Genomic DNA, 16209 nt, shown 5'->3' with positions numbered 1-16209 from the left:
CAGGGGTGATAAAAGGGTGATGGGACGATGGCTGCCGACCTGCTCCACCCCGATCGGCTGAAAGAAAAGCAGCGCGCGCTGCGGGGTGGCTTTGCCCTGCCGCTCACCTTGCGGGTCCACCGGGCCCTGAGCTGGCTGCTTCGGGCCCACCGCGATCAGGACGATCTCGACACCCGCTTCATCCACCTGTGGATCGGGTTCAACGCGGCTTACGCGGGCGATCTGCAGCTGGCGCTGGAAGTGGATGAGGAGACCGCGGCTCGCCCCCGCAATGGCAACGAGCGCGCGCGTTTCGAGGAATATTTCCGCACCCTCGTGCGGCTCGATGGCGAGGGGCGCATCTACAACGCCTTGTGGACGCGCTTCCCGCAGGAAATCCGCATCCTGCTCGACAACCGCTATGTCTTTGCCCCGTTCTGGAAGCACCATGCGGGCCTGCCGGGCGGCGCCGGGTGGGAGATCAGTTTCGAGGCGGCCAAACGCGCGGCCCATGCCGCTCTTGCCCGCGGCGATACGCCGGTGGTGCTCTCGATCCTGTTCGACCGGCTCTACGTTTTGCGCAACCAGCTGCTTCACGGCGGGGCGACCTGGAACAGCAAGGCCAACCGCGCCCAGGTGCGCGATGGCGCGGCGATCCTCGGCCACCTGCTGCCGCTGTTCATCGATCTGATGATGGACAATCCGGGCGAAGACTGGGCCATGCCGCTTTATCCGGTGATCGAGGATTGAGCGACCATTTCTGTCGCGGCGCCCCTGTAGGAATCGCGGCATGACGCAAGCCCCCATCCGCCGTTTCGGCCTTTCCAAATCGAAGATCGCCGCCTTCGAGCAATGTCCCAAGCGCCTGTGGCTGGCAACGCACCGCCCCGAGCTTGCCGAGCCGGATGCCGGCGCCGAGGCGCGCTTTGCCACGGGCAATGCCGTGGGGGAGATCGCCTGCGCGCTCCATCCCGGCGGATTCATGGTCGATACCCCGACGCTCTCGGCGGCGCTCGCCATCACCGCATCGCTCATCGCCGGCGGGCATCCCGGGCCGATCTTCGAGGCGACCTTCGAGCATGACGGCGTGCTGGTCAGGGTCGACGTGCTCGAACGGCTGCCCGAGGGCGGCTGGGCGGCGGCCGAGGTCAAGAGTTCGACTTCGGTCAAGGATTATCACCGCGGCGACCTTGCAACGCAGGTATGGGTGATGCGCGCGGCGGGGGTTGCGCTCAGGCGCGCCAGCATCCGCCATATCAACAAGGATTTCGTGCTGGCGCGCGAAGGTGATTATCGCGGTCTCTTTACCGATGCCGACCTCATCGGCGAGCTTGAAGGCATCATCGCCGCGCGCCCGGCGCTGGTGGCCGAAGCCCGGGCCGTGCTGTCGGGCGATGAACCCGAGCGCGCGATGGGCGATCATTGCACCACGCCATTTCCTTGCGAATTTGCCGCCTATTGCAGCCGCAATCTGCCGCAGGGGCCGCAATGGCCGGTGACCATCCTGCCCAATGGCGGCGGCAAGCGCTGGCTGGCGCGCGGGGTGGAGGACCTGCTCGATCTGACCGAGGAGGATCTGGGTGACAGGCACGCGCGCATCCTTGCCGCCACCCGCGACGGCGCCCCCTTCCACGACGCCGAGGGTGCGCGCCGGGCGATGGCGGACTGGGGCTGGCCGCGGGCCTGGCTCGACTTCGAGACCGTTGCCCCCGCAATCCCGCGCTGGATCGGCACGCGGCCCTATCAGCAGATCCCGTTCCAGTTCTCGCTCCATCTCGAGCGGCGCGGCGGGCGCATGACCCACCACGCGTTCTTGAGCTGCGACGGTAGCGACCCGCGCCGTGCCTGCGCCGAGGCGCTGGTGGCGCACATCCCCGAAGGCGCGACCATCATCGCCTACAATGCCGCCTTCGAGCGCAGCGTGCTGCGCGATCTGGCGGGGGCCTTTCCCGATCTTGCCCCGCGCCTTGAAGCCATGGCCGCGGCGACGGTCGATCTCCTGCCCGTCGCGCGCAACCACTGGTATCACCGCGACCAGCGCGGCAGCTGGTCGATCAAGGCCGTGCTGCCGACCATCGCCGCCGGGCTCGACTACGGCGCGCTCGAAGTGAAGGATGGCGGCGATGCGCAGGCCGCCTGGTTCGAAGCCGCCGATCCCGCCTGCCCGCCCGCCCGCCGCGCCGCGCTGGAAGAGGCGCTCAAGGCCTATTGCGCGCGCGACACCTGGGCGATGGTCGTGGTAGCGCGGGCCCTGGCGGGTGAGGCGATGGGATCCTGACCCTCAGGCGGCGACGCGTTTCGCAGGATCGCAACCCAATAAATTCCCTGGATTTCACCACTCAACGACCAATTCTGTCGTATCGCCATCCTATGTCGGCGCGTGAAAGGATGATGCATGCAGCTGCATCACGGACAGATACTCTGTGCGCCGACCGATCTCGTGCGGTTTCTCGGCTGCAACCACGCGACCGCGCTCGATCTGCTGCGCCTGCGCGACCCTGCCAATGCGCCCGTCCCAGCGGAGGATGATGCCATGGCGGAGCTGGTGCAGCAGGCCGGGCTCGAACATGAGGAGCGCTTCCGGGCGCGGCTTGCGGATGAGGGCGGGCTGGTCGAGATCCCTGTCGATGCGCCGCTCGCCGAGCGCGCCCGTGTGACCGCCGAAGCGATGCGGCAAGGGCCAGCGGCGATCTTTCAGGCCGCCTTCCTCCAACCGCCGTGGAGCGGCTTTGCCGATTTTCTGGTGCGGGTGGAGGAGCCTTCGCAGCTTGGCGAATGGTCCTACGAGCCGGTCGACACCAAGCTTGCGCGTTCGGCCAAGGCCTCGCACCTCGTCCAGCTCGGTCTCTACGCGCGGATGATCGCCGCCATCCAGGGGCGCGCGCCCCGCCGGGTCCATGTCGCGCTTCGCGATGGGCGGCGCGAGACCTTCCGCCTCGCCGACTTCGACAAGGTGCTCTCGGCGGCGATGGCGCGGTTCATGCAGTTCGTTTCCAGCGATACCGGGGGCACCGCGCCCGAGCCTTGCGCCGCCTGCCGGCTGTGCCCGTGGCGCGAGCATTGCGGCGGGCTGTGGGAGGCCGCGGAGCATCTCTCGCGCGTCACCGGATTGGGGCGGCCGCAGGCGAGCAGGCTCAGGGATGCCGGGGTTGCAACGCTCACCGCGCTCGCCGCCTTGCCCGATGGCTTCAAGGTGCCGCGCATGGCACCGGCCACGCTCGACAGGCTGCGCGCGCAGGCCCGCTTGCAGGTGGCCCGACGCGCGGGCGGCGATCCGGTGGTGGAACTGCTTCCGCTCGAGCCGGGGCGGGGGTTCACGCTGCTGCCCCCGCCCGATCCGGCCGACCTGTTCTTCGATCTTGAAGGCGATCCGCTCGAGGATGGCGGGCGCGATTACCTCTGGGGCGTGCATTACCGCGAGGGCGGGCGGGGCGAATTCCGCTTCCGCTGGGGCCATGATGCGATCGAGGAGCGGCGCGCCTTCGAGGACACGCTCGACTGGATGGCCGATCACCTCGCCCGCCATCCCGGCGCGCATGTCTATCACTACGCGCCCTACGAGATCACCGCCCTGCGGCGCCTCTCGACGCTGCACGCCAGCCGCGAGGACATGCTCGATCGCCTGCTGCGCGAACGGCGCTTCGTCGATCTCTACACCGTGTTGCGGCAGGCCTTGCGGACGTCAGAACCCGACCTTTCGCTCAAGACGATGGAGATGTTCTTCGCCGACAAGCGCGAGGGGGGCGTCACCAAGGCCGATCAGTCGGTGGTGGAATACAAGAGCTGGCAGCAGACCGGCGAGCAGCGCATCCTTGATGAGATCCTCGCCTACAACAAGACCGACTGCGAGAACACCGAGGCCCTGCGTGACTGGCTGGTGTCGCTGCGCATGGACGATCTGCCGTGGCGGGAGATCGGGCCGACAACGGCGGTGCCGGAGGAAAAGTCCGAAGCACGCCTCGCCGAGGAGGCCGAGGTTGCGCGGCTGCTGGCCGCGATCGAGGCCGGGCCGCTGCCCGGAACCGACGCGGGGCGCGAGCTGGTCGGGCACCTCGTCACCTTTCATCGCCGGGCGGACAAGCCTGCGCTGTGGGCGATGTTCGATCGCTGCGAGCGCGAGGCGGAGGAGCTGGTGGAGGATGCCGAATGCATCGGCGCCATCACCCCGGCGCCCGATGCGCAGGGCGTGTGGCTGCGCGCGGAAAAGCGCAGCACCATCGCCAGCTATAGCTTTGCGCCCCAGGAAACCAAGCTGCGCGAAGGCGATACGGTGCTGCACGCGCCCACGCTGTCGCGCGTGGGGACCATCGTCGCGCTCGATGGGCAGGCCGGAACGGTGGAGATCAAGCGCGGCAATGGCGCCAAGGGCATCTGGCCCGAATCCGGGTCGCTGATCCCGCAACCCACCGTGCCCAACGCGGTGCTGGTGGCCGCGGTCCGCCGGGTGGTCAAGGCATGGGCGGGGATCCCCGAGGAGGGACGCGCCGATCCCGGGTCAGCCGATTTATCCGCCGAGCGCCCGCCCTACCGCGCCCTGCTCGATATCATCGAGCGCAATCCACCGCGCCTTGCCGGCTGGGAAGGCGGTGCGCTGGTGCGCCCGGGCGAAAGCCTTCTCGAGGCGGCCACCCGTCGCTGCCTGGCGATGGACGAGACCGCGCTGTTCATCCAGGGCCCGCCCGGCACCGGCAAGACCCATACCTCGGCGCACGTCATCTGTGCGTTGCTCGCCGAGGGCAAGCGCATCGGGGTGTCGAGCAACAGCCACAAGGCGATCAACAACCTGCTCGCCAGAATCGAGGATGTGGCGGAGCAACAAGGGATCAGCTTCTCCGGCGTGAAGAAATCGACCCGCGGCAAGGACGAGCAAAAGCTCAACGGGCGCATCATCACCGATGTCGAGGCAGTCGAGGATGTCCACGCTTACGGGCCTGACCTTGTCGGCGCCACGGCATGGCTGTTTGCCGACCGGGATTTTGACCAGCACTTCGATTACCTCTTTATCGATGAGGCGGGGCAGGTCTCGCTCGGCAATCTGCTGGCGATGGGGGCAGCGGCGCGCAATATCGTGCTCATCGGCGATCAGATGCAGCTGGCCCAGCCGATCCAGGGCGCGCATCCGGGCGAGAGCGGGCTTTCGGCGCTCGACTACCTCTTGCAGGGCGAGGCGACCGTGGCGCCCGATCGCGGCATCCTGCTCGACACCAGCTGGCGGATGCACCCTGCGATCTGCGGCTTTATCTCCGAGGCGGTCTATGACGGGCGGCTCAAGGCCCACCCCGATTGTGCACGCCAGAGACTGCACCTGCCCCCTGCCCACGATCCGGCCCTTGCGCCAAGCGGGCTGCGCTTCGTGGCCATGGACCATGTCGGCTGCGGCCAGCGCAGCGAAGCCGAAGTGGCGCGCGTCAGGCAGCTTGCCGAGGAATTGCTCGGTACGCCCTTCACCGCGCGCGATGGTTCGCAAGAGATCATCGGCTGGGACAATATCCTCATCGTCGCGCCCTATAACGTGCAGGTCAACGCGCTGCGCGCGGCGCTGCCGCCGCAGGCCCGGGTGGGCACGGTTGACAAGTTCCAGGGGCAAGAAGCCGAGGTGGTGATCGTCTCGCTTACGACCTCGAGCCCGGACGACCTGCCGCGCCATGTCGAGTTCTTCTACTCGAAGAACCGCATCAACGTCGCCATCAGCCGCGCCCGCACGCTGGCGCTGGTGCTTGCCAATCCGAAATTGCTCGAGCTTGATGCAAAGAGCATTGAGCATCTGAGACTTGTCAACACGCTGGCCTGGGTGGCCGAGGAGGGAAGCAGGTGAACAGCAAGCGGATGCTGGAAATTGTTGAGCAACTGGTGCGGGACGGCCTTGCCGAAAGGGTCAGCAGCCCTGATCGCCAGACCAAGGCCATCCTGTTTCGGCTTCCCAATCGGCGGATGTTCGCGGTCGAAATCGACAAGGATGCCGATGGACAATACATAAGGCAGTGCAAGATGGTGCTGGAAGCCCAGCCATCCGGAACTTCGCTGGCATGGGATGAGGCTGCCGCCATCCCGGGTGCCCAAATCCTCGACCGGCAATTCAACAGCTCGGCCTACAGGACGGCGGATGCCGCCCCGCTTGCGCCGGGCAGGCAAATGTCGCTGCTGCTCCACAGCGAAGAGGCCGTTGCCGCAATCCTGAGTTGGTATGGGGGCCTCAAATCGATCAACATTCCCGCGCAAAGCAATCTCGATCCTGTGCCCGTCTGGATGGTCACTTCGCTCTGGGGGCAGGAAGATGGGCTGCCGCGGTTTGTCGAACGGGGCGAATGGAGCCTGCTTTACGATAGCGACAGCGCCAATAACCGCCGCGTGCGCGAAATGCAGGTGGGCGATCGGATTTTCCTCAAGGACTTCGTTCCGAGGGCACACGATCTCCCGTTTGACGCCCAAGGCGCGATCGTCACTGCGAATCGTTTCCGGGCGGAGGGCACGATCACCGAGGCAAGCGAGGATGGGCTGCGCGTCGGGGTCGAATGGCGCGTCTGGGACGAACCGCGCACGTGGTATCTCTATACCGGTAGTCACGCTGTATGGAGGCTGCGCGATCCGGGCGAGAGCGAAGCTGCCGACCGCCTGCGCCGCTTCCTCCTTCATGGTGAACCGCAGGATTATCAATGGTTTTTGAGCCACCCCTATTGGCGTGATCGGCTCTTCGGTGGTTCCGAAGACCTCTCGGAGAAGGAAGTGACTGTGCAGCCAGCCAACCTCATCCTCTACGGCCCGCCCGGAACGGGCAAGACCTATGCCACGGCGCGGGAGGCCGTCCGCCTGTGCGGCGAAGCGGTGCCTAAGGACCGCGGTGCGCTGATGCAGCGCTATGAGGAACTCTCCAAGGAAGGCCGCATCCGCTTCGTCACCTTCCACCAGAGCTTTTCCTACGAGGAGTTCGTCGAGGGGCTGCGCCCGTCGACCGGCGGGAATGACGTTGCGTCTGGCGGCGAAGGCACCGCATCCGGCTTCGAACTGAAAGTGCATGACGGGATTTTCAAGCGCATCGCCAATGATGCCGCTGCCGATACTGGGGGCACGGAGGCGTCTGATTTGCTGGATCAGGCCAAGCCGGTGATCCGCCTTGGTCTGCCGCAGGCAAACCGCAACGAGACGTTCGAGCGCTTCATCGGCGAAGGCTTCATCGGCTGGCCCCACGGCGGCGATTATGACTGGTCGGCACCCGAATTCGAAGACTGGGCGGCGATCAAGGAACGGCGCAAGTACGACGAGCCCGAGCTGCTTGGCAACAACATCAAGATCCATGGGACATGGTTGTTCCGTTCAAGCGAGATCGGCACCCACGTTATGCTTACGAGCGGCTGGGGAAAGGTGCATGCGCTCGGCCGAATTGCCGGCGATTATGAATACCATCCGCAAGCGGCCGATGATTGGGCACGTCACAGGCGCCGGGTCGAATGGCTCTGGCACGACGCAGATGGGGTGCCCCGCGAGACAATTTATCCCAATTCCTTTACGACGTTTCACGCTGCCTATGCGCTCGAAAAGCAGCTCATCAATTGGGATGCGTTGAACCGGCTGGTCTTCGGTGACGATGCGGTCGTCAAGGCTGCCGCCGCACGCCGCCCGTATGTGCTGATCATCGACGAGATCAACCGGGCCAACGTCTCCAAGGTGTTCGGCGAGCTCATCACCCTGATCGAGCCTGACAAGCGGCTGGGGATGCCCAATGCGCTCAAGGTGCGACTGCCCTATTCCAAGCGTGAATTCGGCGTGCCGGCCAACCTTCATATCGTCGGCACCATGAACACGGCTGACCGCTCGATCGCGCTGCTCGACACCGCGCTGCGCCGCCGCTTCACCTTCAAGGAAATGCCGCCGCGGCCCGATTTGCTCGGCAAGGTGGAGGGCATCGACCTTGCGGCAGTGCTCAAAGCGATGAACCAGCGGATCGAATATCTCGTCGATCGTGATCACCGCATCGGCCATGCTTTCTTCATCGACTGCAAGACCAAGGCCGAGGTCGATGCGGTGATGCGCGACAAGGTCATCCCGCTGCTGCAGGAATATTTCTTCGACGACTGGAACCGCCTCGCCGCGGTGCTGGGCGAAAAGCAGGGCAAGGGCGGCAATTTCCTCGAATGTGAGGCGCTTGTCGATCCGACCGGCGAGGGCCGCGATCCGATCAACAGCTGGCGCGTGCGCGAGGCGTTCGATGCCGAGGCATACGAACGGCTGATCGCGGGCGCCGCGGCGCAACCTGCCCAGGCGGAGGGCGAGGCTTGAGCGCGCCCGCGCCCATCTTCCTGCCCGGCGTGCCCGAGGAGCGGCTGCGCGCGATCTATGGCCGGGCGGCGGGCAACGAGATCGCCAGTGGCAAGTTCGCCAGCCCGCAGAGCAGCGCGGCGCTGGCCGCCTTTCTCACCCATCGCCGCGAGATCGAGGATTTCCACGCCGTCGTTGCAGGTGGGAGGGTGCGCTTTGCCGCCTGTTCGTGGCGCGGCTGGCTCGCCACCTTCACCGGCGCGGCGGCGGATCATGCCCGCGCAGTCATCCGGATGTTCGCCCCATGACCCATCTCACCATCCGCGAATGGGGCCATGCCCGCTTTGGCGAGCGCGGGCTTTCCCGCGCGCAGGCCCATGCGCTCCATGCCGAGGCCTGCCAGCACCCGCTGGCACGCGAGGATGCGACCAATATCCTCGTGCTCGGGCGCGATCGGCTGGTGGCGCGGCAGATGGTGGGGATGGTCGCGGCCAGGGGATGCAGCCTCGAAATCCTGCCCAAGGTCGATCCTGATGCCGGGGCCGAGGAAAGCGACGATACCGTGCGCGCCCGCCTGGTGCGGATGCTCGATGTGGCGCTGGGGCTTGATCTTGATCTCGGCGCCGAAGCGGCGATTGCCCGGCAGCACGACACCCTGCTCGAAATCCTCATCAACGCCTTCGCCACCCGCTTGTTGGCAGAGATCCGGCGCGGGCTGCCGCGCGCCTATCGCAGGCGCGAGGAGGATCTGAGCGCGCTGCGCGGACGGCTCGATATCACCCGCCAGTTCACCCGCAATGCGGTGCGGCCTGATCGGCTCGCCTGCCGCTTCGACGAGCTCGAGGCCGATACGCCCCTGATGCGAATCATGGCGGCGGCGGTGGTGTTGCTCGCCCGCCACGTGCGCGCGCATGAAACCCGCCGCAAGCTTGACGAGCTGCGCTTCGTGCTCGCCGACATTCCGCTCCTGCCCGTCAATCGCCTGCCGTGGAGCGCGGTGCGGATCGATCGCACCAACCGCCGCTGGGACGCGCTGTTCCGGCTCGCCCGGCTGCTGCTCCAGCGCGACTGGCAGGCGACCCACCACGATGCGCGCAAGCCCGAAGGCCTGACCCTGCTGTTCCCGATGAACGACCTGTTCGAGAAATATGTCGCGGCCTTGTTGCGCCGGGCGCTGGCAGGCAACGGGATCGAGGTGATCGACCAGGGCGGGCACCGCGCCTGTCTAGGGACCTTCACCGGCCAGCACCTTAAAAGCGGCCATGTGTTTCGCACCAAGCCCGATCTCATCCTGCGCCAGAATGGCTGGACTCGCGCCATCATCGACACCAAGTGGAAACACCTTTCCGACGATCCGCTCGACCGCAAGCACGGGGTGAGCCAGGCCGATGTCTATCAGCTCATGGCCTATGCCCGGCTCTATCAGGTGCCCGAGCTGATGCTGCTCTATCCCGGCCGGCCCGGCAAGCTTGCGGGCGAGCGCGCGCAATACGGCATCGCCGGAGGGCGCGAGCGCCTGCGCATCGCCACGGTTGACATCTCACTCCCCGAGCCGGCCTTGCAGGCCGCGCTGGCGCAGCTTGCCGCCCCGATGCTCGCCGGGCAGCGGCAGCCCGCCCCACTGGAGGCCTAGCCGCATGGCCCGCAACGCCAAGCTCGACCGGCTGCTGACGCTGGTGAAGGCGCTGAGCGAGAGCGCCGAGGGGCTGACGCTCGATGACATGGCCGCGGTGATCGGCGCCAACCGCCGCACCGCCGAGCGCCTGCGCGATCTCATCCTCGTACATTTCGATCTCGAGGAGACCATCGATGATCGGCACAAGCGCTTCCGCATCCCCGATGCGCTGCCATCGGCCTTCATCCAGCCGACCGCGGCCGAAATTGCCGCGTTGCAAGCGCTCGCCGAGGCGGCGCGGCGGTCAGCTTCGGCCCAGGCCCCGCTGCTCGAAAGCCTGGCGGCCAAGGTGCAGGCGGGCCTGAGGCGCGAGGTGAAGAGCCGTATGGCCCCCGATCTTGAACCGCTGGTGCGGCTTCAGCGCCACCATGTTCCGGCCGGCCCGATGATCGAACATGCGCCCGAAACCGTGGCCCAGGTGCAGGGCGCGATGATGGCCGGGATGTGCCTTGAGTTCGATTATCTTGCCGAAGGCGCGCGCGCGCCCGGATGGCGCCGGGTGATCCCGCTCGGCCTCATCCACGGGCCGGCAACCTATCTCATCGGCAAGATCCCGGGGCGCGATCTGGAACCTGTCCCCTACCGCCTCGACCGGATGAGCGCGGTGCGGGTCAGCAATCACCCGGGCGCGCCGGCCGAGGACTGGGATCTCGACGCATGGATGCACGCCAGCTTCGGCATCTGGCGCGAGGAGGGGCACGAGATCGTGCTGCGTGTCAGCGCCGAAGGCGCCGCGCGAGCCCGGCGCTGGCGCTTCCATCCTCAGCAGGTGATCGAGGAGGACGGCGAGGAACTGGTGGTGCGGTTCTTCTCCGGCGGCCTGCGCGAGATCGCCGAGCACCTGTTCACCTGGGGCGGAACCGTGCGGATCGAGGGGCCTGAGGAATTGCGCGCCATGATGCGGGAGAGGCTGGCGTTGGTCACCCGATCTGTTGAAGAGTAAGCATCAGAATAGTAGCTGCTTTTGCTCTTGCTCGGCTATGCAGAAGCAATTGGTTGAGGGGGTGTCATGAACGTTTTCGAGCTCGATGCCGATCTGATTGGTCGATACGAAAGGTTCGCGCGTTCCTTCACCTCGATCCGGGCCAATGACTTGCGCGAGCAGGTCGATGCAATTTACGAAAGCGGGAAATTCTGACCCGAGCCGCTGATCGCGCTCAATCCAGAGTTCAAAAAGGGAAGGTCAATCGCGACCTTGGCCAGCGAGGGGGTGGTCGATCCCGATTTGCCCTGCGTCTTTGCCCTTGGTTCACCGCGAAAGCCGATCGACCTTCATCGTCATCAGGACGAAGCCCTGATGAAGGCGTTGCAGCGCAAAAACTACATCGTCACCACCGGAACCGGCTCCGGCAAGTCTCTGTGCTTTTTCGTGCCGATCATCAACCGCGTTCTCGCTGCGCGCCGCGCTGGGGAGCCGCATCGCACCCGGGCGATCGTCATCTATCCGATGAATGCGCTGGCAAATTCCCAGCGTGAGGAACTCGAGAAATTCATTGACGGCTGCGGTCTTGACCCATCGCTAAGGCCAACCTTCGCGCGCTACACTGGGCAGGAGCAGGACAGCGAGCGAGAGGCAGTCGCAGCGAGCCCCCCGGATATCATCCTCACCAATTTCATGATGCTTGAACTGCTCATGACCCGGCAGGATGAGGTCGACCGGCAGGTGATCGCCAATATGGAGGGTCTGGAATTCCTCGTCCTCGACGAGCTGCATACCTATCGCGGGCGACAGGGTGCGGATGTCGCGATGCTGGTCCGCCGCGTACGCGAGCGAATGGGTGCGAGCAAGATGCTTTGCATCGGCACTTCGGCCACCATGGCCTCGGGCGAGGAGGATGCCGGACGCAAGGCTGTTACCGAGGTCGGCACCTTGCTGTTCGGCAGCACTGTCGCCCACGAGGATATCGTTACAGAGAGCCTTGTGCGCCGGACCGAAGGCATGCCTTCGGCCGCGGCCGTTCGTGCGGCCGTGCTCCATCCGCCAGAGACGCCAGGGTTCGACAGCTTCGCCGCCGATCCGCTTGCCTGCTAGATCGAGATGAACATCGGGCTTGAAGGTGGTGAAGTGCTGAAGCGCCGCACGCCGCGAACCTTGTCGGAGGCGTCGGCTGACCTTGCTCTTGCGACAGGGCTGGAACGAGAGCAGTGCAAGTCCGCTCTGGCCGATCGGCTTGTCGCGATGAGCGCCTGCCGCAACGACCGCGGCCAGGCCTTCATGGCTTTCAAATTGCACCGCTTCATATCGGGCGCGGGCACAGCCCAAGCGACCTTGGCACCTGCGGGTGCCCGGCGCGTATCGCTGGCCGGCGAGATCTATGACCGACAAGAGGAGAAAGCGCGGCTTTATCCGTTGTTTTTCTGCCGAGAATGTGGGCAGGAGGTCCACAGCGTTTCGATCGATGATTTCGGCACGGTGATCGCGCGCCCGATCGATCTCAACCCGCGTGCCGATGGATCAGGAAGCGACATCGAACACGGCTTTCTGGTGCCTGACGCGCGAGGCGATCTCGCGTTTGCGGGTTCCATCGAGGACTATCCCGACTCCTGGATTGAGACCGGCCCCACCGGCCAGCCGCGCCTTAAGGGCAGCCATCGTGGCAAGCACGAAGGTCGGAGGATGCACCTCAACCCGCAAGGCAAGAGTGACCCTGATGGCATGTTGTGCTGGTTCTTTCCGGGGCCCTATCGCTTTTGCCCAAACTGCAAGCACGAGCCGGCCCCGCAAGCGCGCGATATCAACAAGTTGGCCGGCCTCTCGGGCGAAGGGCGAAGTTCGGCAACGACGCTGCTCACTTCGGCCGCGCTCGACTGGATGGATCGATCGGGAGAACCAGATAACAAGTTTCGGCGCAAGCTGCTCGGCTTTACCGACAATCGCCAGGATGCAGCGCTGCAATCCGCGCATTTCAACGACTTCATTTTTGTCACGCTGCTGCGCGGCGCGATGCTCCGCGCTGTGCAATCTGCCGGAAACGAGGGCCTTACCCACGAGGAGTTCGGAAATGCCCTGCGCAAGGCGCTGGGGTTCGATCCCGAGATTCGTGAGCGCCGCAAGGAATGGATGCTCGACCCGGATCCGGCGAGTTTCTCTGCACTGGACGAAGCCAAGAAGGCGCTCAACCGCGTACTGGCGCACCGGCTGTGGAACGACCTGCGGCGCGGCTGGCGCTATACCAACCCCAATCTCGAACAACTGGGCCTCATCAAGGTCGAGTATCCGGGAATCGCCATGCTCGCCGACGATCAGGCGACCTGCTCTGGCGAGCATCGCGAGCGCAAGAGCGACACCGAGGCAACCGGGTTTGCCATCCTCGCCGGACTTACTCCCGAAACCCGACGGAAGATCTTCGCCCTGCTTTTCGACCACATGCGTCAAGGCCTCGCGATCGCGGCTGATGCTCTGGATCATACCGTGCTTGAGGAGATCGGAACCAAATCGCGGCAGTTTCTCAAGGATCCTTGGGCAATCTCGCTCGAGGAGGAGCGTCACGATCTCAACTCCCAGACCGCGCTGGTGGTGGGAACACAGGGAAGCAAGTATGATCGCGTCATCCGTGTCTCGGGCCGTGGCGGGCTTGCAAGACAGATCGCGTCGATCGCCGGAGGGCTGCCGCTCGCCGACCGTGAACCGCTGATCGAGGCGATGCTGTTGGCGGCGGCGCGCCATCAGATGGTGCGCGAGTTTGCGGCAGGACCAATGCTGGGATGGAAATTGGCACCGGGCGCCTTGCGTCTTGTCGCGGGCGACGGTGATACGAAGCCTCGTCAGGATAATCGGTTCTTTGCCGAGCTCTATTGCGATATCGCGGCGCGGCTCGCCTTGCCTGGCGACATGCCGCTTGCCTTCGAGGCGCGCGAGCACACCGCGCAGGTTGATCCGCTTGTTCGGGAGCTGCGTGAGTGTCGGTTCCGTTTTGGCGACAGCGACAAGGCGAGGATCAGCGAGATGGCCGTTGAGGTCAAGGTCGCGCCCGAGAAGCGCGATTTCCTGCCGCTGCTTTATTGTTCGCCGACCATGGAGCTTGGCGTCGATATCTCGCAGCTCAACGTGGTCTACCTGCGCAACGCTCCGCCAACCCCAGCGAACTATGCCCAGAGGGCAGGCCGCGCCGGGCGCAGCGGGCAAGCGGCGCTGGTCGTGACTTACTGTGCGGCGCAGAGCCCGCATGACCAATATTATTTCGAGCGAACCCGGGATCTGGTGGCCGGCATTGTCAAGCCTCCAGCGATCGATCTCGTCAACGAAGATCTGCTCGCTTCTCACGTTCATGCGGAATGGCTGGCAGCAGCACAGGAGGGCCTGGGCAAATCGATCCCTGAAAACCTCGATATGGACGATCCGGCGCTTCCGCTGGCGAGCCGCCTTCACGAGGCATTCCGGCAGGCGAGTGCCGACAAGGCGGCGATGGAGCGGGCCATACGGATCGTCGCATCGGCAGTTCCAGCTGACCACCCAGCGATCGGTTCGCCGGCCGCGTTTGTTGCATCGAGGTGGGCAGGGGCCCTGCCTGCGTTTGAACGGGCCTTGGACCGCTGGCGAACCCTCTATCGCTCGGCCAACGAGGAACGCAAGATTGCTTCGGCGATTGCAGACCGTCCCGGCATCTCCTCGCAGGAGCGTAAGGATGCTCGTGCCCGTTATGTCGCCGCGGACAAGCAAATGGAATTGCTTGAAAAGGGCGTTTCGTCAGCAAGCTCGGATTTCTACACCTACCGCTATCTTGCGACTGAAGGTTTTCTGCCGGGCTACAATTTTCCGCGCCTGCCGCTCTATGCCTTCATCGACAGCGAGCGGGGCTCGGCCGTGCTGCAACGTCCCCGCTTCCTTGCGATTGGCGAATTCGGCCCCAACAGTCTCGTCTATCACGAGGGCAAGGCCTATCGCTGCAATCGGGCCAAGCTGCCCGCCGGCACGCGCGACAGCGACAATCTGCTCGTCACCAAGGCGGTTCGCTGCTGTCACGAATGCGGCGCGGCCCACAGCAGCGAAACCGCTGAGCGCTGCGTCGTTTGCGATGTGGCGCTCACTGAAGACGGGCGGCTCTCCAAGCTCTATCGCATCGAGAATGTCGATGCCGTACCAGCCGCAAGGATCACCGCCAATGACGAGGACCGACAGCGTCGTGGCTTCGACTTGCGGACGATCTTCGAATGGGATCCGGCGCGTCAGGTAAATCTGCTTCTCAAGAGCGCTGATGGTCCGCTTGCCGCGCTGCGCTATGGCCCGCAGACGAAACTCTCCCGGGCAAATCTTGGGCTGCGACGGCGCGCGGACCCACAAGGCACAGGCTTTGACATCGATACCATTTCGGGTCGCTGGCTGAAGAACTAGGCACAGGGCGAGGACGAAGGCGCCGACCCAAAGGGCGCGCGCCGACAGTCGATCGTGCCGGTGGTAGAGGATACGAAGAACGGGCTTCTCCTCAAATTTGACCGGCTCATTGAGCTTGATCAGCGCCAGATGTCGACGCTCCAGCACGCGCTCGTGCGGGCGATCGAAACCGAGCATGTGCTCGAGGCCGGCGAGCTCCTCGGCGAGCCCTTGCCCACGCGCAACAACCGCAAGGCGATCCTCTTCTACGAGGCCTCCGAGGGCGGAGCGGGTGTCCTCAAGCGATTGATGGAAGGCCCGGAGCGATGGCGCCGTCTTGCCGAGGTTGCGCTCGAGTTGATGCACTATCGTATCGGCGAAGAGGGGGTCGAGCAGAAGGACGACGCCTGCGTTGCCGGGTGCTATCGCTGTGTTCTGTCCTACTTCAATCAGCCCGATCACGAATTGATCGACCGCCGCGATGATGGCGTGATCAGCGTGCTCTTGGAAATGGCCCGGTGCGAGCAAGATCGTCCTGCTGCTGAAGCACATCGCAATGGCGAGGCGGCGGCCTGGCTTTCCGCCTTTGAGCGATGGGGTTGGCCGGCGCCTGTATCCGAGACGATAGACGGCATTGCATATCCGTTGGTTTGGCCCGGTCTGATGGTCACGGACTGTCAGGAATTTCGTGTGTGGGCGGGCATAATGGGTAAGAAGGAGTCCCACTATGTCTCGACGCAAAGAACCTGTGATCCCGTCTGATTTGCTGGATCAACTTTTGGCTGGCGGTGATGCTGCTGCGGCCTTGCAGCAAGGCGGCTTGCTGGATTCGCTGAAGAAGGCCTTGGCCGAACGCGCGCTTAATGCCGAGATGGATCATCATCTCGGCCACGAAGAGCAGGCTGGCAACAGCCGCAATGGCTATGGCCGCAAGACGGTTGCCACGGACACCGGTAAGATCGAGATCGAGATCCCGCGCGACCGGCAGGGC

The 16209-nt window shown here is 65.0% G+C and carries 12 protein-coding genes; all 12 read left to right on the top strand.

Features of this window, described 5'->3' with window-relative positions; translation table 11 throughout:
• Positions 1–27 precede the first annotated feature (27 nt).
• Complete coding sequence (locus tag G524_RS0110590; RefSeq protein ID WP_027443695.1) at positions 28–729, top strand: HEPN domain-containing protein; 702 nt, start codon at positions 28–30, stop codon at positions 727–729.
• 40 nt (positions 730–769) lie between these two features.
• Positions 770–2257: a DUF2779 domain-containing protein gene (locus G524_RS0110585; protein ID WP_036857788.1), complete on the top strand. Its 1488-nt coding sequence runs from the start codon at positions 770–772 to the stop codon at positions 2255–2257.
• Positions 2258–2374: 117 nt separating this feature from the next.
• Positions 2375–5794, top strand: a complete 3420-nt coding sequence (locus G524_RS0110580) for a TM0106 family RecB-like putative nuclease (protein WP_027443693.1) — start codon at positions 2375–2377, stop codon at positions 5792–5794.
• The gene (locus G524_RS17230; protein ID WP_051221136.1) at positions 5791–8253 is read left to right on the top strand and encodes an AAA family ATPase; all 2463 of its coding nucleotides are present in this window, start codon (positions 5791–5793) and stop codon (positions 8251–8253) included. The genes G524_RS0110580 and G524_RS17230 overlap by 4 nt, the downstream gene beginning before the upstream one ends.
• Positions 8250–8540, top strand: a complete 291-nt coding sequence (locus G524_RS0110570) for a hypothetical protein (protein WP_027443692.1) — start codon at positions 8250–8252, stop codon at positions 8538–8540. Before G524_RS17230 ends, G524_RS0110570 begins: the two co-directional genes overlap by 4 nt.
• On the top strand, positions 8537–9865 hold the full coding sequence (locus G524_RS0110565) for an McrC family protein (protein WP_027443691.1): 1329 nt from the start codon (positions 8537–8539) through the stop codon (positions 9863–9865). The genes G524_RS0110570 and G524_RS0110565 overlap by 4 nt, the downstream gene beginning before the upstream one ends.
• A gap of 4 nt (positions 9866–9869) precedes the next feature.
• On the top strand, positions 9870–10850 hold the full coding sequence (locus G524_RS0110560; RefSeq protein WP_027443690.1) for a helix-turn-helix transcriptional regulator: 981 nt from the start codon (positions 9870–9872) through the stop codon (positions 10848–10850).
• Between the two features lie 66 nt (positions 10851–10916).
• A complete protein-coding gene (locus G524_RS17360) occupies positions 10917–11045 on the top strand; it encodes a hypothetical protein (RefSeq protein ID WP_342662458.1) in 129 nt (42 codons plus the stop codon).
• 57 nt (positions 11046–11102) lie between these two features.
• Positions 11103–11939: a DEAD/DEAH box helicase gene (locus G524_RS17355; RefSeq protein WP_342662457.1), complete on the top strand. Its 837-nt coding sequence runs from the start codon at positions 11103–11105 to the stop codon at positions 11937–11939.
• Between the two features lie 6 nt (positions 11940–11945).
• Entirely contained in the window at positions 11946–15239 is a 3294-nt protein-coding gene (locus tag G524_RS15655; protein ID WP_342662456.1) for a helicase-related protein, read from the top strand.
• A 54-nt stretch (positions 15240–15293) separates the two neighbouring features.
• Positions 15294–15980 carry a DUF1998 domain-containing protein gene (locus tag G524_RS17350; RefSeq protein WP_342662455.1) on the top strand — a complete coding sequence of 229 codons (687 nt, stop codon included), beginning with the start codon at positions 15294–15296 and terminating at the stop codon, positions 15978–15980.
• Positions 15946–16209: transposase (locus G524_RS15650; protein ID WP_036857790.1), on the top strand; the 264-nt coding region annotated here is incomplete at its 3' end. The genes G524_RS17350 and G524_RS15650, both read left to right, overlap by 35 nt.

It is taken from the genome of Erythrobacter cryptus DSM 12079 (genome assembly GCF_000422985.1).
Lineage (GTDB): Bacteria > Pseudomonadota > Alphaproteobacteria > Sphingomonadales > Sphingomonadaceae > Erythrobacter > Erythrobacter cryptus.
This window is presented reverse-complemented; position numbering and strand designations above follow the sequence as displayed.

Coding starts and splice junctions, on each gene's coding strand:
- G524_RS0110590 (WP_027443695.1), top strand. CDS start 28: ATGGCTGCCGACCTGCTCCACCCCGATCGGCTGAAAGAAAAGCAGCGC.
- G524_RS0110585 (WP_036857788.1), top strand. CDS start 770: ATGACGCAAGCCCCCATCCGCCGTTTCGGCCTTTCCAAATCGAAGATC.
- G524_RS0110580 (WP_027443693.1), top strand. CDS start 2,375: ATGCAGCTGCATCACGGACAGATACTCTGTGCGCCGACCGATCTCGTG.
- G524_RS0110565 (WP_027443691.1), top strand. CDS start 8,537: ATGACCCATCTCACCATCCGCGAATGGGGCCATGCCCGCTTTGGCGAG.
- G524_RS0110560 (WP_027443690.1), top strand. CDS start 9,870: ATGGCCCGCAACGCCAAGCTCGACCGGCTGCTGACGCTGGTGAAGGCG.
- G524_RS17360 (WP_342662458.1), top strand. CDS start 10,917: ATGAACGTTTTCGAGCTCGATGCCGATCTGATTGGTCGATACGAAAGG.
- G524_RS15655 (WP_342662456.1), top strand. CDS start 11,946: ATGAACATCGGGCTTGAAGGTGGTGAAGTGCTGAAGCGCCGCACGCCG.